We start from the raw sequence: 19,523 nt of genomic DNA, 5'->3' as shown, positions 1-19,523 counted from the left end.
ACTTCTCATTCCTCCTATAAAAAAAGCTTGAGCTGCGCATTGGCTGGCAAGTGGGAAAGCACTCCTACCAATCCGTTAGCGGCAACTCAAGGCTTTGTTTGTTTTCCTTCGCTTATTTCAGCTGCGCTTCTGCTTGAGATTGTACGTTTTCAAGTACGGTTGCCAGCTCTGTGCCGTTCAAATAATCCTGCATTCCCGTTACTAAAATGTCTTCGATCGCATATGTGTGAAGACCGTAGTTAACGCCTGGAATTTCATCTGTCCATGTCGATAGATCTGTCAGGAGCTGCTGTCCGCCGAAGAATTCATCTTCTACTGCGTAAGCATCGCCTTCAGCTGCTGCTGAGTATGTTCCAAGAGCACCGATATCTTTTACTAATGTTTGGTAAAGATCCGCATTTGAACCGAATGTTTGCAGCATGAAGTCTGCCGCTTCTTCTTTGCCATCTACGTTCAAGACATACCATGAGCTGCCGCCTAAGTTCGAGGCATTGACTGCGCCTTCCATATCAAGGCGAGGCATCGGCACGACTGCCCATTTTCCTGATTGGTCTTCAGCTTGCTTGATGCTTGGCGTAATCCAGTTTCCTGTTGGAACGCTGGCTACATCGCCGCTGTTGAATGCTCCGACGAACTGGCTCCAGTCAGAAACGATTTTGCCGATATCTGCATCCATCATCTTTTTATACGTTTCAAATGCTTTCGCAAGTGATTCGTTGCCTTCAAGGTTTGGTGTAGAACCGTCTTCATCTACGTACCATGAACCGTTTGTCTGGATCATCATGCGGATTTGGCCCAAATCGTTCGGATCCAATGTCAGCATGTTCTTGCCTGTTGCTTCTTTTACCTTTTTTCCGATTTCAATGTATTCATCCCACGTGATGTCCGTAAGATCTTCTGGTGTATAGCCTGCTTCTTCAAGATAATCTGTGCGGACGTACAATCCAGCTACGCCAGAATCGAATGGCAATCCGTATTGTTCGCCGTCAAAGCTTGTTGTTGCAATTTTATAGTCTGCAAAGTCATCCGAGTTGATCACGTCCGTCAACGGATGGAATGCATCCGGATACGCCTGCAAGAAACTTTGTGCACGGTAATCTTCAATCAGGACAATATTCGGCATCCCTTTTGTCGTACCTGAGCTAAGCCCAGTGTTGAGTTTTTGAATAATATCGTCTTGTGCATTTTCAATGATTTTCACTTCAACGTCGCCGTCGTAAGCTTCTTTCGCTTTTTCAAGAGCTGCAATATTGAATGCTGGATCCCAAGCCCAAGCGGTAATGCTGTCTGTACCTGATGAACCTTCTGATCCGCTTCCGCTGTTTGCTTCTTCATCCCCTGAAGAACAAGCTGCCAAAACTGCCAATCCGACGAGCAATACGAGCATAAGATAAACCTTCTTCATTTAATATCCCCCTTTTTTGTAAGCGCTTAACTTTGCACCTTTCATACAGTATAACGACATAAAAAAAAGATTGTTAGCACAATCTTTAGATGTTTATCCGAAAATTTTTAGATAGTTCAAACTTCACTGAATACTTCTTGGACTATTCTTAGATACTGGTAATTTCATTGGATTTCACGGAAGTATCCAGCTTTTGAATCGGCAATTCCACTTTGACTTTTGTGCCTTCGCCTTTTTCGCTCGATATTTCTACGCCATATTGTCCTCCATAAATCATCTGGATGCGTTCATGGACATTGCGGATGCCAATCCCGCTGAACAGGTGGCGTTTCTCTTTCATATCTTCTTTTGTGTGGTCGCCTTTCAATTCCATGCCATCGCCATTGTCGACAATTTCACATAACAGGCTGCCCCGTTTTTGGGATATCAGAATTTGGACGAATCCTTCTTTTTTCTCATTGAACGCATGGAAGAACGCATTTTCGATGAAGGGCTGAAGAATCAGTTTCGGCACCTGGCAGTCCAGGCAATCAGGAGAAACGAAGAAATTCACTTTGATGCCGTCGCCGTACCGGGCCTGATTGATGAGCACGTAATTTTTCAGATCCGTTATTTCCTGCTCGACCGTAATGGTCTGGTCCACATTGCTCAGGGCATTTTGCAATAAAGAAATCAAGGCATGGATCATGTCTGTCGCTTTTTCCTTTTTGCCTTGCTGGACCATGAATTTCACCGATGCCAAGGTATTGTACAGAAAATGCGGATTGATCTGATGCTGAAGCGCCATGAGTTCTGCACTGCGCTGCTTTTGCTGTGCTTGCACTACCAAGTCGACATACTCCTGCAATTCGCTGAGCATCGAGTTGAAAGCATTGGCGATTTTCTTCGCCTCGTAGCCGCCGGTTTCTGCGATTGGCCGATTAAAATCGTGTTTCGCCATGGATGAAATCTGTTTGACTAGGCGGCTGATCGAGTTTGTCATTCTCCTTGAAATGATGAACACGATGACGACGGCGAAGAGCACAATCCCGAGGCTGATAAGCAGAATTTCTTTCGTATTGATCAAATTGGCCAAGACTGCACCTTTGTCGACCAAGTTGACTAAATACAGATCATAAGTCGGCAAATACTGCGACATCAGCAAATAATTCGTTTCAAGAAACTCGACTTCTTTTAAATCCAATTCTTCCGTTTCGACTTCTTGAGCAAGCTTTAACAGCTCCGGTTCCAGATCGCCGATCATTTCGTCTTTATTACTCGAAACGATTTTCCCGTCTTGGTTGACCAGCAGCACTTCGTTTTCCGTGCTCGTGTAGCCTTCGTAAAGCCGCTTCCAATCCTCTTCGCGGATGGGAAAGTAAAGCACACCGTAAATTTCGCCGGTCGACCTTTCCATCAGCGCTTTGGTTGCGACAATCATCGGCTTGTCATTGAAGGAAGTGGACGGCATGAACTGGTAAAGCAGCCGGTTGGGCTCTTCTACCGTCCGTTTGGTAATCGGATGGTTGCGCAGCACTTCCCAGGAAACCGGCCAATTCGAATAATTCATATTGTAGAGCCGCTCATTTTCACCGAGCACAATCATATTGGTGTCATAGGATTCCACTGTCGGGTAAATGCGTTCAATCTGTCGGCTGATGTCATGATAAGATTTCGACGTTTCGATGGCGCTCTCGTTTTCTTGCGTCAACACCCGTTTGATGGTGCCGTTGTTCTGGACTTCGTTTGTTGCACTGACAATAGCAAAGCTGTAATCTTCAAAACGCGTTTCGATCTGCTCCAGCGCTTTCGTATTGGAGATGCTGAAAGTGTCCATGAACAAATCGGAAGACATGCGAATCGAACTGAAAGTGATCAAAAGTGAAACTGCCACAATGCTGACGACCATGATTAGAAACATCTTGATGAACAGGCTGTTATTTCTTAAGATGCGCGAGGCCTTTTGCTTCATTTTCATGGTCGGCATGGTACTCCTTTCGGTAAGCTCCCGGAGACATCCCCGTAATGCGCTTGAACACTTTGCAATAATAGCTATGATCCGAATAGCCCACCATGCCGCTGATGTTCGAGATGGTCACCGGACTGTTTTCCAGCAATTCCATCGACTTCTTGATCCGGATGCGGTTCAAGTATTCGCTGAACCCTTCTTTATGGTGCGTACTGAAATAAGAGGACAAATACGACGCATTAAAGTGGAAATGGGCAGCGATTTCCGACAGCCGGAGCGGCTCTGTGTAATGCTGTTCAATATACGAAAGAATCTTATCCAGGTTATTGGCCTGTTCATCAGAACCTCCGTGCAGCATCATGATTTTCCGCACTTCTTCTAAAAACCGGTGGAATTCATCCACCGCTTCTTCCACATTTTCCGCTTCATTGATGTTCGTGAAATAACTGTATTTATTCCGTTCGAGCTCTTGGGTATCGTATTTCAAGCTATCTAATAAGACGATAATATTGAATATGATATTGCCTAAAAACGATTTGAATTCAAAACTGTCGTTGCTGTATCGCCCCGCCAGATACTCGATGTGGCTTTTCAGATAGTCGAAAGCTGCGTTGAATAGACGATCTTTCACCAACTCGATAAAATGGTTCAAATCGAAATTCGCTTGTTTCGCTTTTTCTGCCGGCAGTTCATCGTAGAGGAATAGGGTCTGGTCCGGCAGGTAAAAAAGGTATTTCTCCATTTTCTTTAAACTTTCATCATGAACTTTTTTCAACTCATCAATCGCCTGGAACGGTTCACAGACCAACCATGACACTCCGCTGCGTTTGGCCGCTTCATCGGCAATGGCCTTTTTGATGTCCCCGAACTGATGCGGACTGAAATTAAGCAAAATCTTTGTATCCGCTTCATTGGAAGCTGCTAAAAACACGGCTGTTCCTTCTGGAAGAAGCGGCTCGAGCTGGCCTTTCCATTTAGGTTGATCTCCATTCTTTGCATGGATTTCGATCAACGCAAACTGGCTATTGGTAAATACGGCAGACAAACTCGCTTTATCCACCGCCGAGTCGTATCCGAGGATGAGGTGCTCTAACATTTCTTCAACAGATCGACTCGGCTCTATCAAAGCGGCTCCATTCTGAAGGCCTGGAATCCGGTCCACGATTTTGTTCAAGCTCTTCAGCAACTCTTCTCCGTTCAGCTTCGGCTTCAATATATAATCGGCAACTCCGTTCTGAAACGTGGAACGTACATAATCGAAGTTTTCAAAACTGCTCAAAACAATAAATTCGATATCCGGAAATGCGTTCTTGCCTTCCCCGCACTAAATCGATGCCGTCCATGATCGGCATGACGATGTCCGTGATGACGATATGCGGAGAAAACTCTGCCATCATCTGCAGCGCTTCTTTGCCGTTAGATGCTTCCGCTACAATTTGAAATCCCTCTTGCTCCCAATCAATGTAATTGATGATTCCTTGCCTAATGAGCATTTCATCATCGACAATGAGAACTCTGCACACTTCCCCCATGAATTTGCCCCCTTTGCATGCGATTGATTTGAAACTTTTCTCTCGAAGCTGCCATCCCTTGCCCGCTTCGATAATCTACAGACATAGTACCATCTTTTCATGAAATCATGTCATTAAATCGGATTTTCCAGCTCCTTGCTTAAGCAGTAAAAATTGTTGCTCAAGCAGAAAATAGAGGATTGAATTGCTTTTATGGGCCTTCTTCTATTCTAAAGAACAAGGGTTCACCGCTTGCGTTTCGGGTATAGAATGACTACATTGCAGATTTTATGAACCGAGGAGGAACGCATATGCATTATCAATTGAACTTGCAGTTAGCGCAGGAAAAGAAAGATTATTTCTGGCTGTTTCGAAGTGAGGAAGACACGATTACGGTTTTCAATGAAGTGGTAGAAGCTTTCAAAGAATACGAGCAGCCGAACTCTGCTGCTTTCATCGAAGAGAAACGCCGGGAAATCGACGAAACAGGGCGCAGCAATACCGTCCAGATCGAAGTCGTGAAAGCCGACAAAGAAGCGCTCATCCGTTCCGCTGCGTATAACGAGATGTGGTATGAAGGCAAGCATTTCGAGGATATTTACCGGACATTGACCGATAAGCTTGGCCAGCCGGAAGAAGAGACCTTCATTTAAAGAGAAACCTTTTCCAGGTTCAGCCGTATAATGGATAAAGCTGTTTCAGGAAGGGGTTTTCCATCATGGGACTGGTCCGATTTCTCTTTTTCGAAAAGAAATGTTTGGTTCACACTGCGTTCGGGCACGATATGTATTTCCGTGCCGCCGATCAGCTCCAGATGCACGGCGTATCATTTGATGCCGTACGAAAAATAAATGCAAGTTCCTTAGGGTCGACTGGCAGCGATATTCCTTTTGTCCGTGCTGCCGAAACCAATAATGCGCAATACGATTTCTACGTAAAAAAAGAAGACGAGCATTTGGCGCATCAAGCGCTCCGATGAACAACACAAAAACGCGTGGACCAGGTGATTTCCTGGTCCACGCGTTTTTTATTTTTCTGATGGAGTTAATGTGCATGATGGACAGAAGATTCGCCTTCGCTTTTGCACAATAATTCATTTTCATGCGGATGGCTTCGGTTTTCCATTTGGATGGTCACATGGCCAATTCCTTTATGCGCGAGTTCGTGTTCAATCGTCCGGAGAATTTTCTGGCTGTCCTGCACCGACAACTCACCGTCGACGACCGCGTGGCAAGACAAAGCATTGTGTCCGCTCGTGATACACCAGGCATGCAAGTCATGGATGCTTTCCACCCCCGGCACAGCTTCCATCGTCTGGATGATGTCATCGAGATCGATGTTTTTCGGCGTGCCTTCCATCAAGATATGAACCGCATCTTTTGTCACGCGCCAGCCGCTGATCAACACAAGAACAGCGACGATCACGCTTGCAAGCGGATCCGCCCAGCCCCAACCGAAGAACATGATGAGAAGCGCCGCTGCTACTGCTCCGACTGAACCAAGCAAATCGCCGAGGACGTGGAGGAAAGCGGCACGCACATTCAGATTTTCTTCGGTATCGCCTCCGCGCATCAAGATCCAGGCAACCAGGATATTCACGAGCAGCCCGACAAAAGCGATCGCGAGCATGCCGCCGGAAGCCACTTCAGGCGGATCCGCAAAGCGGTGGTACGCTTCGTAGAAAATATAAAGCGCAATCAGTACGAGTGTGACGCCGTTAAAAACCGCGGCCAGAATTTCAAAGCGTTTGTAGCCGTAGGTTTTGCTGTAATCTGCCACTTTCTCGCCCAGCGTAAATGCAAGAATCGCGATGCCCATCGAAATCGAATCGCTCAGCATGTGCCCTGCATCCGCAAGCAAGGCCAAACTGTTCGTCAAATAACCCCCAATGGCTTCAACTACCATATAGGTGGTGATGATGATAAAGCTGATGACCAATGCTTTTTTATTTGCTCCGTGCGTATGGTCATGCCCGTGGTCATGGTTATGCGCCAACTGAAAAACCTCCCCCGCTGTCGTTTATTTTTCATCTCAATTATGGCTGGCGTGATCGATCGTCATCTTGAGCAGGCTCATGACGTGATCATCGTCCTGTGAGTAATACAAAGTCGTGCCTTCCCGCCGGTATTTCACGAGCCGCAAATTCTTCAGGAAGCGCAGCTGATGCGAGACCGTCGACTGGCGAAGCTGCAAAGTTTCAGCAATGTCATTGACCGCATATTCCCGCTGGAATAACAGATTCAAAATGCGGATCCGCGTCGGGTCGCCGAGTGCTTTAAAAGTCTGGGACACGACGAATAAAGTCTCCTCGTCCAAATCGTTATGAGGTTCGAGCGCTGCTGTGTCGTTGGTTTCTTTCATCTTTTTCGCCTCGCTTTCTGTCGGGTGACTCTTCTATATGTATATATTAGTATATACTCATATATAGATTATTTCAAACATCCTTAGTGAGAATAAGCTTTTACCGCGCTTATTTTTTTTTGATGGATCTTGAAGTTGATTTACTCCCAACTCCTTTTGAAATACTCCCGACTTTCGCTTGAATACTCCCAACTTCTATTGTGATTCTCTCAACTTTCACCTGAATACTCCCGACTCCCCCAGACAGACAAAAAAGCACCCTTCAAAAGGATGCTGTTGCAGGTTGTCAAGAAACTCGTTGAATTAGAGCTTCTGCTTCTATAAACCGCACTTCGGCGCTATGGACAAGGCTCCCACAATAAGCCGAGAAGACCACTCGTCTTATTGCTCCGCCCAGTCCGGAACCGCACCGGTGCTAGAGATATGGAGCAAAACAGCGTAGACTCCTGCGGCTTAGCGAGTCGACCGATACACCGCAGAGAGCGCAGCGAACGAGGAGGATTGGGCGTGAGCCCGCTGGAAAGCGTAGCTGTTTTGCGGAATATCAGATTCTTTAATGAAACTTAAGTTAGTTTCTGTCTTTTTCAACACACTGTAAAAGCACCCTTTAAAGGATGCTTTTGCATGCGAATAAACCCTTATTTGCTTGCGTAAAATTCGTAATAGCCTTTTTTGAAGAAATCGTACCATTCGTCGATTTCTTCTTGCGGCGCCGATTCGAGTGCCGTTAAAACTTCTTTTCCAAACTCCAGATAGGCGGAGCCGTTCGCTGTGATGAGGTTGCCGTCTCGCACAGCCTGCTGTTCAAGGTAGCGGCCTTCGCCTGTGTAATTTTCACCAGCTGCTTCCTGCAGCTCCGGCAAATAATTGCTCGTGTGGTCGTTGCTATTTAAAATGCCGTTCATGCCGAGAAAGACCGTTCCGTCGCAAATCGCCCCAACGATTTTATCTGCATCCAACGCTTTGTGCACCAGCTCGATGACCGGTTTGCTTTCTTCTTTCCGCCACGAATTTCCGCCGATCAAAATCAATCCGGCAAAATCATCTTCTAATTCATCAAGTGTGTAGTCCGGCAATGTCCGGAAGCCGCCGATGGAAGTCACCGGCTCTTTCGTCAGCGATACGGTTTTCACTTCATACTTCTTTTCCCCTTGTTCCGGCTTTTCGTTCAACGCCGCTGCAACGGATGCCGCTTCCCAGTCCGCATATTCTTCAAGCACCACGAATAAAACTTTCTCCACTCCTATCGCTCCCTTTCAAAAATCGATTCCACAAAGCCGAACATACTTTCTAATTCATTCAAATTATACCACTTTCGAAACGTAATTATACACAATATTCTTTCTTTTATTATTCAAATTCTTGCCACGAAAAATTGATATTCAATTTATATTGGTCAGCTATGCTATGGAAGGTATGATTCTGAAACTGGAAAAGGAGTGTCATAAGATGAACAAATTTTTGAACCCGATCACGGATTGGGTCTCGACGAAAAAAGGGATGACGATCACGTTGATTTTCTGGGTGGTCTTGATGCTCGGACTCAGCATGGGCCCGCCTCAACGACTACAAAGTGGCGAATTTCCAATCGCTGCCGGATGATGCGGAATCGATCATCGCCGACAACAAACTGAAGGAATACTTCCTGAACGATCAAGGGACGCCGGGAATTTTAGTCTTCCATAATAGCGAAGGCGAAGTGGATCTCGAAGCCACTACGGAAATCCTTGCGAGCATCACCGAGGCAAATCTTGAAGGAGTCGACTCGATTGTCGACATTAGCCAATTGCCCCCGCCTGCTCTTGAAGGATTCTTCTCTGAAGACAAATCGACGATGATCATCCCGATGACGCTTGAAGCCGGACTCGGCAGTGCGGACTTCGCGGAAATCAACGACGAAGCTTCTGACATCGGCAGCGACATTGCTGCTGGCTATGACAATATGGAATTCTACATCACCGGACCGGCTGGAATTGCCGGCGACACGGTGAAATTATTTGAAGAAGCGGATTTTGTTTTATTGATCGCGACGGTGTTGATCATTTTGGTCCTGCTGATCGTGATTTACCGTTCGCCATTACTCGCGTTCATCCCGCTGCTTGCAACCATCATTGTGTACCAGGTCGTGAACCAGACATTGGCGTTTATGGGATCAGCCGGACTTGAATTGACGAGCCAAACGACGTCGATCATGAGCATCCTGCTGTTTGCGGCAGTCATCGACTACTCGCTATTCGTCTTCTCGCGCTTCCGCGAGGAACTGAATCATTATGAAAGTAAATATGAAGCGATGAAACACGCCATGCGCGCAACAGGTGAACCGGTGTTCTTCGCCGGCGGTACCGTTCTTGCAGCGATGTTGATCTTGTTCTTTGCAGACTTCCGCGATTACGCGAACTTTGCACCGATCTTCGGAACCGCTGTATTCATCATCATGATTGCGTCTATTACATTGATCCCGGCACTCTTCACGCTATTCGGCCGCAAGGCGTTCTGGCCGAAAGTGCCGAAATACGGCCAAGCAAAAGAAGTGAAGCACGGCATCTGGGGGCCGGTCGCAAAATTTGTGGTCAATAAACCCCTTTTATCCGGTGGGCTTGTCGCTGTCTTGATGATCATTTCAGCTTTGAATGTGCTGAACCTTGATTTTGAATTTGATACGGTGAAATCATTCCCTGAAGACATGCCGTCCGCGTTGGCTATGAAATTGTCGAACAGAATTTTGATAAGGGCGAAATCGCGCCATCCACTTTGCTTGTTGAAAGCGATGAACCGATTTCAGAAGAAGCGGCGGCTGCCCTTTCTGAACAATTGACGGCTTATGACGAAATTGCGTCGGCCCGTTTGTCCGGACAGACGGAAGACGGCACCGCTGTAAAATACAGTGTTGCATTGTCACTCAACCCGTATTCGACCGAAGCGCTTGATTTCGTTGAGCAATTGCGCGGCAACAGCGACGCCTTGCTTGAAGACGCGTCTATTGACGGCGATACGTATTTCGGCGGCATCACACCGAAACTCGTGGATGAACGCATCGTCAATAACAGCGACATTTATAAGATTGTCATACTCGAGACTTTATTGATCCTCGTGCTGTTGTTCGCCTTGACCCGTTCGTGGAAAATGCCGATTTACATGATGGCAACAATTCTCTTGTCTTATGTATCGGCACTTGGGCTCGGGATTTTCCTTGTCGATGTGTTGTTCGGCTTTGAAGCGATCAGTACCGCGTTCCGGTATATGCGTTCATCTTCCTGGTCGCGCTTGGCATAGATTACAACATCATTTTGGTCTCGCGCTTCATGGAAGAACGCAAAATGCACAAAGTCAAAGATGCCCTTGAAATCGCCATTCGGAATACTGGCGGCGTCATTTCTTCTGCCGGCATCATCTTGGCTGCAACATTCGCCGCTTTGACGACGATGCCAATCGCCGACTTATTCGTTTTCGGCTTCATGGTTTCGATCGGTATTTTGATCGATACGTTCTTGGTGCGCGGCATGCTGCTTCCAGCATTGATATTGTTTTTTGAAAAAGATAAGTAAACCCTTCATAATAAGAGAGTCCGGCCGGCGTATGCGCCGGACTTTTTACTGACAGGAGGATTCTCAATGAAAATACTGGTCGTTGACGACGACTTATATATCCAGCAATTGGTCGTGATCCACCTTGAAAAAGAAGGCTATATGGTGTTCCGTGCCAACGATGCGGCAGAAGCCTTATTGCTGTTGGAGGAAGTCCAAGTCGATTTGGCGATTGTCGACGTGATGATGCCCGGCATGGACGGCTTTGAATTGACCCGTATTTTGACACAGGACTTGGCAATACCGGTGATTTTATTGACTGCGAAAGGCCAATTGGAAGACAAAGAAAAAGGCTTTTTATCAGGTACCGAAGATTATATGGTGAAACCGTTCGAACCGAAGGAATTGCTGTTCCGGGTAGCGGTCGTGCTGCGGCGTTCTGAACGCGCGGTGCAGGAAAACTTGCAGGCCGGCAATGTGTCGATCAACCGCCGCAATTTCGAAGTGGCGATCGGCCATGAAACCTTGATCTTGCCGCTGAAGGAATTCGAATTGCTGTCGCTTCTCGTGTCGCGCGCCAATCAGGCGACGCCGCGTCCCCTTTTGATGGAATACGTCTGGGGCGAAGACCACGATGGCAACGAAATGACCTTGAATACGCATATCAACCGTATCCGCGACCGGCTGAAACGCTACGGGGCCGATGTTGAAATCCATACGCTTCGCGGCATCGGCTATAAGCTTGAGGCACCGAAATGAAAACTTTATACCGCCAGTTTATCGTTGCAACCTTGTTCATTTTGCTCGTTGCCGTTGTGATCGGCTTTACATTGGCGAACGCCTTCTATTTGACGGTCATGAAAGAACAGGCAACCGAACAGAATCTTGATATTGCAGAAGAAATTGTCTCCAGCCTGAATATGGCGCCGCATTCCCAAGACAGTTTTAACAGCTACCTGGAGTCGGTGTCGAATCTCGGCTATCAAATAGCCATCGTTGACAGTACTGGGCAAAAGACCTTTTACGGAGACGCTTTTGACAATAATGCATTGCCGGAGGAAGCTGAGCGCGTCTTGACGGATGGCAAAATTTATAAGGGTCTCGACAATTTGTCGAGCAGGATTTTCATGATTGCCCATTTTACCAACCAGCTTCATAATACCGTCGGGGTGCCTTTCACTTTTGAAGGTGGTGCGTATGGGCTCTTTATCCGTCCAGATACGAAATTGGTCGGCGCTGATATCCATTCGGTGTTGATCGCTTTTGTCTTGGCCATTGCGATCGTCAGCATTGCCGGCATGATTTGGCTCGCCCGGCAATTGACCGCCCGATTGTTCAATTGACCGAAGCGACCAAACACATCGCGCAGGAAAACTACAATTATCCGCTGGATATCCCGCGAAACGATGAAATCGGCCAATTGTCGGAGAGCTTTAACTTGATGCAGACGCAATTGAAGCATAACGATCTTGCGCGCAAATCCTTTATCAGCAATGTGTCGCACGATTTCCAGTCGCCGCTCATGAATATCCAGGGCTATGCGGATCTGCTGGCGTCGCCGAACCTGCCTGAAAGCGACCGGCTCGCCTACACGGCCATCATCGACCAGGAAGCAAAGCGGCTATCGAGTTTGACGCGGCAATTGCTGCTGCTTACTTCGCTTGACCAAGGCGCGTATCCGATGAAACAAAAAGCGTTCCCGCTCGATGAACAATTGAAACGCGTCGTCCAGAAATACCGCTGGCGCCTGGAAGAAGAAGACATCGACATTTCCTATAAGCTCGCTCCCCTTTCGTTCTTTGGGGATGCGGAACTGCTCGAAAACGTCTGGGAGAATTTATTGACCAATGCCATTAAGTACAATAAACCCGGAGGCAGCATTGAAATCACCCTGCAATCATTCGAGCAGGAAGTGGTTGTGGAGTTTAAAGACAGCGGCATCGGAATCAGCGAACCGGCAATCGGCCAGCTGTTCGACCGCTTTTACCGGGTCGATGCCGCCCGCAAAAAAGACGGCACGGGACTTGGGCTATCCATTGTCCAACAGATTGTCGCTTTGCATCATGGAGTGGTTGACGTTAACAGTGAAGTCGGTGTCGGCAGCACGTTCACGATCCGCTTCGCGTTAGATGAAATTTGATAGGAGGAATTTAAGATGGAAAAAGTTTGGAGTTTACGATTAATTCAATTTGCAGCAGTCTTCGGGCTATTCGGTACGTTTTTAGGTTCGATGATGGCTGGGGAAATGGACTATTCCCTTCGTCCGATCCACGCCCATATTCTACTCGTCGGCTGGCTATCGGTTTTTGCGTGGGGCATTTTCTACCGCGTCTACACAGTGCGCTTTAAAAAGCTTGTCACCATCCACAGCATCTTCGCTATGGCCGGTGCATTCATGCTGACAAGCGGCATGTGGCTGTATAATTTAAACCCGTTCAACTGGAATGAAACCTTTGTCATGATTTACTTTATCGTCGGCGGCAGCTTGCTGCTGATCGCGTTCTTCCTATTCTTGGTCGTAACGTTCGTGACAGAAAAAGAATAAAATGCGTCGTCCCTTCAGATTTCTCTTTCTGAGGGGATTTTTTTGAGCAAAGAAATCAAAAATTCATTACAATAAAGAATAAGAAGTGAAAAAGCTTTTCTAAATGACAAAATTCCATTAACCCGGGGGTGTTGGATTTGTATAAATTACCGAAATCACATTTTTGGCATGGACGCATCGACAGCAAAACTGACCGCCACAGTTTTTATTTTCACCAGGCCGTCGAATTTCTTGGCACGGATGAAGTGCCGGCAGAAGGCTCGCCTTTTGCCATTCTCGGTTTTGAATGCGACGAAGGCGTACGGCGCCTCGGCGGAAACCCGGGGCTGCAGAAGCTTCGAACGAAATCCGCCGCCACCTTGCAGATCTCCCTTACCACCTCGGCGACCGCCAGACAATCGATGTCGGTGCCGTGATGTGCAAAGGCGATGCGATGGAAAAGGCGCAGCGCGAACTCGGCGAACATGTTGGACGCCTGCTGAAATCAACGATTCCGATCATTTTAGGAGGCGGACACGAAACGGCATACGGCCATTACCAAGGCGTTCGCCGATTTGTTGGACCTGATGCCAAAATCGGCATCATCACCATCGATGCGCATTTCGATTTGCGCGAGGCGGAACCGCCGACTGCAAGCTCGATGTTCCGCCAAATTCTTGAAACTGATGAAAATAGCAGCTTGCTTGCGCTTGGCATCCAGCCGCTCGCAAATACCCGCACCATGTTCAATAAAGCAGAAGCGTTGGGCTCCCGCTTTGTCTTGGCTGAAGAGTTTGCGATGGGCAATATCCAGCAAGCCCAATCCGTCATCGATGCGTTCTGCAGTGAACACGACGCGGTTTTCTTAAGCTTGTCGATGAATGCCTTGTCTTCCTTATACGCACCTGGCGTCATGGCTCCGTCGCCTTTCGGGTTGGAGCCGGCAATCGTGCGGCAATTGCTTTGGCATATCGTCGCGAATGAAAAAATTATCAGTTTCGATTTATGCGAAGTCAATCCGGAACTCGATGAACACGGCAAGACTGCGAAACTCGCTGCTTACTTGCTAGCTGAAATGCTGGCGGCGTTTCATTGATGTAACTTCTTTTAAACCATTTCCGTCTACTGGAAAAGGAGTGGTGGCAATGAAGAGCTTGCTGGTTTTATTGGGCGGTGCGGTTTTGGTTTTATCAGGCTGCTTTTATGGAGAGGCGAAGATTACCGAGACACAAGCAGTGGAAATCGTGCTTGATGACCATGAAGGACCTACCGGCAAGGCTCAATTGGTTTCTGTTGAACATACCAAGGGCAGGTATGTCGTCGAATGGGAAAACGAAGCGAATTGCGCGTCCGGCAAAGACTTTGTCAACCATCAAAGCGGTGAGATAGAAATGGGCGAAATGACTATTTGTTAAATTTTTGAAACTTTTCACGGGCTCGTCCGTATTTTAATTACGGAGGCGATTTGATGGAATTATTGATGATGGGCACCATTCTTGGCCTCGGCTTTCTTTTCTTAATCGGTTTTGAAATGAACAAAAAAGCGAAAGTGAAGCTGGCTGAGATTGAACTGAAGCGCGATCAAGTGGCGCTTGAAAAAAGGAAATTGGAGCTTGGTTTGAGAAGCGATACATAAGGCATGGAGAGGATGGGATCCTCTTCATGCTTTTTTAGTTTTAGAGCGTTTTGAGTGATAGCGGAGTGTGGCTTGTTTGCGGGATTTTAGACTTTGTTTGCGGAATAACTGCTTTTGTTTGCGTAATACGCATGGTTATTTGCGCAATATTGGAGTTTGTTTGCGGAATCCGCCAGTTTGTTTGCAAAAACCCGATCAAGAGCGTAAAAGCGGATATTTTTCGCCGCGCGAAAAATGTCCCATCCCTTAAGGAAGCCGTCACCTTGGTGAAGGCTTTTTCAAATTAGTCTTTTGGGCGAGTTGCTCGCAAACTTTTTTGAGTTTCCCTCAAAAGTGGATGAGTTGCTCTATAACTACGATGAGTTCCCCCTAACTTTGCGAAGTCACCCTCCTACTCCTCGAAATCATCCCACTCACAAAAAACCCCTCACGCATCAACTGCGCAAGGGGTCTCTCCACTTATATCGCCACTTTCTCAGCAAACTGGCTGTTGTACAAATCAGCGTAGAAGCCGTCTTGTTCGAGCAATTCGGTATGTGTTCCTTGTTCGATCACATTCCCTTTGTCCATGACCAAGATCAGATCGGCGTCTTTGATGGTCGACAGACGGTGGGCGATCACGAAACTTGTGCGGCCTTCCATCAAGCGGTTCATCGCTTTTTGGATGAAGATTTCCGTCCGCGTATCGACGCTCGATGTTGCCTCATCCAAAATCATGATTGGTGGATCAGCAAGAATCGCTCTCGCAATCGTCAATAATTGCTTTTGGCCTTGCGAGATATTCGATGCTTCTTCATTCAATACGGTATCGTAGCCGTCCGGTAAGGTTCGGATGAAATGATCGGCGTGCGCAGCATCCGCTGCAGCAACGATTTCTTCTTCGGTTGCACCGTTTTTGCCGTAAGCGATATTGTCGCGGATCGTGCCGTTGAAGAGCCACGTATCCTGCAGCACCATGCCGAAGTTTTGCCGCAATTCATTGCGCGACATGTCCCGTGTATCGAGGCCGTCGATTTCGATTTTGCCGTCGTTCAATTCGTAGAAACGCATCAGCAAATTGATCAAAGTCGTTTTGCCGGCGCCTGTCGGACCAACAATGGCAACCGTCTGCCCGGGTGCAACTTGGATATTCATGTTCTCGATCAGCAACTCTTCGCCGTAGCCGAAGTCGACGTTTTCGAAAACAACTTCACCTTTTGCACGCTCCAAGTGCAGCGCTGTGCTTTCTTTCTGTTCTTCTTGTTCATCCAATAATTCGAAGACGCGTTCTGCTGCGGCAACGGTCGATTGAATGATGTTCGCGATATTCGCTGTCTGCATGATCGGCTGTGTGAACTGTTTCGAGTACGTAATGAAAGCCTGGATATCCCCGATTGAAATCGCACGCTGCGTAACGAGAATCCCGCCGACTACACTGATGACGACGTAGCTGAAGTTCCCGATCAAGGTCATCAACGGCTGGATGATCCCGGAGATGAACTGGGCTTTGCGTCCCGCTTCATACAATTCTTCATTGACCTCATCAAATTGTTCCACCGCTTTTTTCTCATGGCCGAAAGCTTTCACCACCGAATGGCCGGTGTACATTTCTTCGATATGGCCGTTCAGTTCACCAAGCGATTTTTGCTGGTTCGCGAATTGCTTTTGCGACCGTTTTAAAATCGGCTGGATGACAAATAGCGATAAAGGCAAAGAAACGAAGGCGATCAATGTCAGCCATGGACTGATCGTCAGCATCATGATGATGATCCCGACCAGCGTCACAACGGAAGTGATGAATTGCGTCAAACTTTGCTGCAAGGTGCTGCCGATTGTATCAATGTCATTTGTCATGCGGCTGAGGATTTCCCCGTTCGGCCGGCTGTCAAAATAATTGAGCGGCAGCTTTTCCAATTTTTTATTCACATCTTGCCGGAGGTCATAAACCGTATCTTGTGCCACCGTCGACATGATGTATTGCTGGATGTAGTTGAACAAACTGCTGAATACATAGAGCCCAGCGAGCAGCAGCAAAATCTGGCCGATGGTGCCGAAATCGATGCCGGTGCCGGATCCTGTCAGCTTATTGTATGCCCCTTCAAATAATTCCGTGATGGCCATCCCCATGATTTTCGGACCGACGATCATGAAGACCGTCGATAGGATCGCCGCAATAAAAACGGAGATGAGCCGGTTTTGGCGCGGTTTTAAGTAGCGCAATAAACGCTTGAATGTCGCTTTGAAGTTCTTCGGTTTTTCCCCAGGCATCGACATGCCGGGAGGTCCGCCCGGATGTCCGCCGCCGGGGCGCCCGCTTTGAGGCCGTTTTCCATTACTCATGCGATTTCCTCCTCTGACAGCTGGGAATACGCGATTTCTCGGTAGACTTCGTTGTTTTTCATCAATTCTTCGTGAGTGCCCATGCCGGCCATGCGCCCTTTTTCAAGGACGATGATGCGGTCAGCATCGACGACTGTGCTAACGCGCTGGGCAACCAATAACACGGTTGCATCTTTCGTTTCGTCTTTCAATGCCGCACGGAGTTTCGCGTCGGTCTTGAAATCAAGGGCAGAGAAGCTATCGTCAAATATATAAATATCCGGTTTCCGTACAAGCGCACGCGCGATTGCGAGCCGCTGTTTCTGGCCGCCTGATAAATTCGAGCCGCCTTGTTCGATGTCCGTGTCATATCCTTCTTTTAAACCGCTGATGAACTCGGTCGCTTGCGCAATCGATGCCGCGTGCTCGAGTTCTGCTGGTGTTGCATCGGGCTTGCCAAAGCGGATATTGTCCGCAATTGAGCCGGTGAACAGAATGGCTTTCTGCGGCACAAAGCCGAGTTTCGAACGGACTTCATCTTGCGTCGCTTGGCGGATGTCCACACCGTTGACGCGAATCGCCCCTTCTGAAATATCATAGAAGCGCGGAATCAAATTGATCAGCGTTGACTTGCCGGAGCCGGTTCCGCCGATGATCGCCGTGATTTCACCCGGTTTCGCTTTAAAACTGATGTTGCTGAGTGCCGGTTCTTCTGCACCCGGGTAGCTGAATGTGACGTTGTCGAATTCCAGCGTACCGCGTTCGCGATCCGCTTTTTCATTGCCCAAATCCTGGAACGCCGGTTTCATGTCCAATACTTCATTGATCCGCTTCGCTGAAACAGCTGCGCGCGGCACCATCATGAACATCATCGATGCCATGACGAGTGCGAACATGATCATCATGACGTATTGGATATACGCCATCAAATCACCGATCTGCATGCCGCCGTTGTCGATGCGGATGCCGCCGAACCAAATGACGCCGACAACGGTCAAGTTCATGACGAGCATCATGATCGGCATCATGAATGCCATGATTTTATTGACCCGGATCGACACATCGGTCAAATCGCGGTTCGCTTTTTGGAGCCGGGCTTTTTCTTCCGTTTCCCGGTTGAACGCGCGCACCACACGGATGCCGGTCAAGTTCTCGCGGAGCACCAAGTTCAAACGGTCCAAGCGTTTCTGGACTTCCTGGAAAAGCGGCACCCCTTTTTCAAGATGAGCAGAATTGCGCCGACCAATACCGGCATTGCGGCGACGATGACCAGCGACAATTTCGCGTCTTTTGAAATCGCCATGATCAATCCGCCTGTCAGCATGATTGGTGCACTGATGACCATCCGCAAGAGCATGATGACCACTTGCTGGATTTGCGTGATGTCGTTCGTCGTCCGCGTAATAAGCGATGCCGTTCCGACTTCGTCAAATTCCTGCAAAGAGAATTTTTCTACATGATTGAATACTTTGCGGCGCAAATCGCGCCCCATGCCCATTGCTGCTTTGGATGAATAAAAACTGGCGGTTATCGCTGCGACAGCTCCAAGAGCCGAGATAAGCAGCATCCATGCGCCGATTTCCCAAATATAAGGAATATTTCCTTTGACTACCCCGTTGTCGATGATATCAGCCATCAAGGTCGGCAAGAACAAATCCGCCATCGACTGCCCGAATATCAACACCACAACGGCTGCGACAAGCCATTTATAAGGTGCTAAGTTCTTTAATATTTTCAGCATTTATGCCGCTCCTCTTGTTGTTTATTCGTTAATTTTTCATTGATGTGCTGGTGGGCTTCCAGCAATTTTTCGTATTGCTCCTCTGACAGCGACTCTGTGATTTCCTGAAACACTTGATGGACGCCGCCTTCATGCTGATGAATTTTCTCGATTAATTCGGCGCCAAGCGGACTTAGCGACAACAGCGTTTCCCGCCGGTTGCCTTCCACTTGTTCCCGGTTGATCAAGCCATCCCGTACCAATCCGTCAACCGCTTGGCTCAAGGTACTTTTTGGAAGCATGGTCTTTTTCCCGATCTTTTTCTGGGTCATTTCGGTCGTTCGCGCGAGCGTCATCAATATTGTGTACTGCGGCATCGACAAGCCGTGGTCCGCTGCCGTCTTTTGGACAAAGCGAAGCATGTTCCGGTGAATGCCCGAAAATGAGCGCAATAGCTGCGCCGATTTTAAAAATTTCTCATCTTGCTGAATCATTTCGCCGCCTCTTTCTCTTCGAAATTAAACTGTTCATTTCGGAACTGTTCGTTTTGGTTTATTTAATATACTGCTAAATTTGCGGGTAGTCAACGGATTGAG

The 19,523-nt window shown here is 47.8% G+C and carries 19 protein-coding genes and 2 pseudogenes; 11 read left to right on the top strand and 10 right to left on the bottom strand.

All coding sequences use genetic code 11. From position 1 onward, the window contains the following. Positions 1-112: 112 nt before the first annotated feature. From L0M13_RS03440 to L0M13_RS03425, 4 genes are all read right to left on the bottom strand, one after another. Positions 113-1,405 (bottom strand): ABC transporter substrate-binding protein, encoded by a 1,293-nt coding sequence (locus L0M13_RS03440; RefSeq protein ID WP_235198302.1) that lies wholly within the window; start codon positions 1,403-1,405, stop codon positions 113-115. Positions 1,406-1,553: 148 nt separating this feature from the next. Next, positions 1,554-3,362 carry a sensor histidine kinase gene (locus L0M13_RS03435; RefSeq protein ID WP_235198301.1) on the bottom strand — a complete coding sequence of 603 codons (1,809 nt, stop codon included), beginning with the start codon at positions 3,360-3,362 and terminating at the stop codon, positions 1,554-1,556. Further along, the gene (locus tag L0M13_RS03430) at positions 3,322-4,632 is read right to left on the bottom strand and encodes an AraC family transcriptional regulator (RefSeq protein WP_235198300.1); all 1,311 of its coding nucleotides are present in this window, start codon (positions 4,630-4,632) and stop codon (positions 3,322-3,324) included. Before L0M13_RS03430 ends, L0M13_RS03435 begins: the two co-directional genes overlap by 41 nt. Then, the gene (locus L0M13_RS03425) at positions 4,619-4,885 is read right to left on the bottom strand and encodes a response regulator (protein ID WP_235198299.1); all 267 of its coding nucleotides are present in this window, start codon (positions 4,883-4,885) and stop codon (positions 4,619-4,621) included. The genes L0M13_RS03430 and L0M13_RS03425 overlap by 14 nt, the downstream gene beginning before the upstream one ends. Before the next feature lie 290 nt (positions 4,886-5,175). On the opposite strand from L0M13_RS03425, the gene L0M13_RS03420 reads away from it, so the two are divergent. Both L0M13_RS03420 and L0M13_RS03415 read left to right on the top strand, forming a co-directional pair. After that, entirely contained in the window at positions 5,176-5,517 is a 342-nt protein-coding gene (locus tag L0M13_RS03420; RefSeq protein ID WP_235198298.1) for a hypothetical protein, read from the top strand. Between the two features lie 65 nt (positions 5,518-5,582). Continuing rightward, positions 5,583-5,843, top strand: a complete 261-nt coding sequence (locus L0M13_RS03415; RefSeq protein ID WP_235198297.1) for a hypothetical protein — start codon at positions 5,583-5,585, stop codon at positions 5,841-5,843. A gap of 65 nt (positions 5,844-5,908) precedes the next feature. Here the strand turns inward: L0M13_RS03415 and L0M13_RS03410 are convergent, their stop codons facing one another. From L0M13_RS03410 to L0M13_RS03400, 3 genes are all read right to left on the bottom strand, one after another. Continuing rightward, positions 5,909-6,859 carry a cation diffusion facilitator family transporter gene (locus L0M13_RS03410; protein ID WP_235198296.1) on the bottom strand — a complete coding sequence of 317 codons (951 nt, stop codon included), beginning with the start codon at positions 6,857-6,859 and terminating at the stop codon, positions 5,909-5,911. A 36-nt stretch (positions 6,860-6,895) separates the two neighbouring features. Next, positions 6,896-7,225, bottom strand: a complete 330-nt coding sequence (locus tag L0M13_RS03405; RefSeq protein ID WP_235198295.1) for an ArsR/SmtB family transcription factor — start codon at positions 7,223-7,225, stop codon at positions 6,896-6,898. A gap of 638 nt (positions 7,226-7,863) precedes the next feature. Further along, on the bottom strand, positions 7,864-8,466 hold the full coding sequence (locus L0M13_RS03400; protein ID WP_311195621.1) for a type 1 glutamine amidotransferase family protein: 603 nt from the start codon (positions 8,464-8,466) through the stop codon (positions 7,864-7,866). A gap of 208 nt (positions 8,467-8,674) precedes the next feature. Here L0M13_RS03400 and L0M13_RS03395 point away from each other — a divergent pair. From L0M13_RS03395 to L0M13_RS03355, 9 genes and pseudogenes are all read left to right on the top strand, one after another. Then, a pseudogene (locus L0M13_RS03395) lies at positions 8,675-10,770 on the top strand (MMPL family transporter). 66 nt (positions 10,771-10,836) lie between these two features. Continuing rightward, positions 10,837-11,508, top strand: coding sequence for a response regulator transcription factor (locus L0M13_RS03390; protein WP_235198294.1), 672 nt, complete (start codon positions 10,837-10,839; stop codon positions 11,506-11,508). Next, positions 11,505-12,092: a hypothetical protein gene (locus L0M13_RS03385; protein ID WP_235198293.1), complete on the top strand. Its 588-nt coding sequence runs from the start codon at positions 11,505-11,507 to the stop codon at positions 12,090-12,092. The genes L0M13_RS03390 and L0M13_RS03385 overlap by 4 nt, the downstream gene beginning before the upstream one ends. Then, the gene (locus L0M13_RS03380; protein ID WP_235198292.1) at positions 12,053-12,889 is read left to right on the top strand and encodes a HAMP domain-containing sensor histidine kinase; all 837 of its coding nucleotides are present in this window, start codon (positions 12,053-12,055) and stop codon (positions 12,887-12,889) included. Before L0M13_RS03385 ends, L0M13_RS03380 begins: the two co-directional genes overlap by 40 nt. 15 nt (positions 12,890-12,904) lie before the next feature. Further along, a complete protein-coding gene (locus L0M13_RS03375) occupies positions 12,905-13,294 on the top strand; it encodes a hypothetical protein (protein ID WP_235198291.1) in 390 nt (129 codons plus the stop codon). A 137-nt stretch (positions 13,295-13,431) separates the two neighbouring features. Then, positions 13,432-13,710: a hypothetical protein gene (locus tag L0M13_RS03370; RefSeq protein WP_235199353.1), complete on the top strand. Its 279-nt coding sequence runs from the start codon at positions 13,432-13,434 to the stop codon at positions 13,708-13,710. Beyond that, positions 13,641-14,369, top strand: coding sequence for a formimidoylglutamase (locus tag L0M13_RS03365; protein ID WP_235199255.1), 729 nt, complete (start codon positions 13,641-13,643; stop codon positions 14,367-14,369). Before L0M13_RS03370 ends, L0M13_RS03365 begins: the two co-directional genes overlap by 70 nt. A 49-nt stretch (positions 14,370-14,418) precedes the next feature. After that, a complete protein-coding gene (locus L0M13_RS03360; RefSeq protein WP_235198290.1) occupies positions 14,419-14,688 on the top strand; it encodes a hypothetical protein in 270 nt (89 codons plus the stop codon). A 53-nt stretch (positions 14,689-14,741) separates the two neighbouring features. Continuing rightward, on the top strand, positions 14,742-14,909 hold the full coding sequence (locus L0M13_RS03355) for a hypothetical protein (protein ID WP_235198289.1): 168 nt from the start codon (positions 14,742-14,744) through the stop codon (positions 14,907-14,909). 459 nt (positions 14,910-15,368) lie between these two features. On the opposite strand, the gene L0M13_RS03350 is transcribed toward L0M13_RS03355, so the two are convergent. The 3 genes and pseudogenes from L0M13_RS03350 to L0M13_RS03340 all read right to left on the bottom strand — a co-directional run bounded on the left by L0M13_RS03350 (position 15,369) and on the right by L0M13_RS03340 (position 19,421). Then, entirely contained in the window at positions 15,369-17,228 is a 1,860-nt protein-coding gene (locus L0M13_RS03350; RefSeq protein ID WP_235198288.1) for an ABC transporter ATP-binding protein, read from the bottom strand. Next, a pseudogene (locus L0M13_RS03345) lies at positions 17,225-18,948 on the bottom strand (ABC transporter ATP-binding protein). The gene L0M13_RS03350 and the pseudogene L0M13_RS03345 overlap by 4 nt, the downstream one beginning before the upstream one ends. Beyond that, complete coding sequence (locus tag L0M13_RS03340) at positions 18,942-19,421, bottom strand: MarR family winged helix-turn-helix transcriptional regulator (protein ID WP_235198287.1); 480 nt, start codon at positions 19,419-19,421, stop codon at positions 18,942-18,944. Before L0M13_RS03340 ends, L0M13_RS03345 begins: the two are co-directional and overlap by 7 nt. Positions 19,422-19,523: the final 102 nt, after the last annotated feature.

The organism is Planococcus sp. 107-1, from assembly GCF_021513255.1.
GTDB lineage: Bacteria > Bacillota > Bacilli > Bacillales_A > Planococcaceae > Planococcus.
The sequence above is the reverse complement of the archived record's forward strand: the minus strand, read 5'-3'. Positions and strand labels throughout refer to the sequence as shown.